The organism is Paenibacillus sp. A3M_27_13 (genome assembly GCF_024213315.1).
GTDB classification, from domain to species: Bacteria; Bacillota; Bacilli; order Paenibacillales; family Paenibacillaceae; genus Paenibacillus; species Paenibacillus polymyxa_B.
Map to the genome: position 1 here is coordinate 1 of NZ_JANAVE010000024.1, position 844 is coordinate 844.

Genomic DNA, 844 nt, shown 5'->3' on the forward strand with positions numbered 1-844 from the left:
GAGCAGCCAAAGTAGGATACATCTACTGTTGCTTCTGTTGGTCCGTACAGGTTATGCAGGCTTGTTCCTTTTTCTTTGTACAGCAGCTTGTTGAACTTTTCTACTTGCTTCAGGTTCAGTGCTTCTCCACTGGCAAATACCTGCTTTAAGCTTGCTATTTCCTCTATTATCCCCTTTTCCTCTACATACTCTAAAAATACACTCAACATGGATGGTACAAAGTGCATTGTGGTAACTTTATTTTTTTCGATTGCCTTCACGATTTCTTCCGGATTTTTTTCTCCTCCCGGTATCAGCAGGCAGACTTTGGCCCCAGTAAAGCTCCACCACAATAATTCCCATACCGATACGTCAAAGGTATAGGGAGTTTTCTGCAGGATCACATCACCTTCAGCTATCGGGTATTGCTTCTGCATCCAGTTGATCCGGTTGATTACGGAGTAGTTCTCTATCATTACCCCTTTGGGTTTGCCGGTAGAACCGGATGTATATATTACATAAGCCAAGTTTTCAGGTTTACTAATTAACTTTGGATTTGATACATCCCCAGTAAATAGTTCCTGATTTTCTATGCTAATAAATTCAGCATTTCTGTAACTACCTTTAGCATTTATAAATTTATCCTGTATCAGAATAATTTGGCTGCCACTGTCATCAAGCATAAACTGGATCCTGTCTTCAGGGTATTCAGGAGCTATGGGTAAATAAGCCCCCCCAGCTTTTAGGACAGCCATGATCCCTATGATCATTTCCGGGGAACGTTCTACCATAATTCCCACTACACTATCAGGTTTTATTCCCTTTTCTCTTAATTTTCTGGCCAGTTGGTTTGCCTTTTCGTTTA

The 844-nt window shown here is 40.9% G+C and carries 1 protein-coding gene; it reads right to left on the reverse strand.

The window, feature by feature from the left end:
* On the reverse strand, positions 1-844 hold an 844-nt coding region (locus tag NLX82_RS27445), incomplete at both ends, for an AMP-binding protein (RefSeq protein ID WP_226003501.1).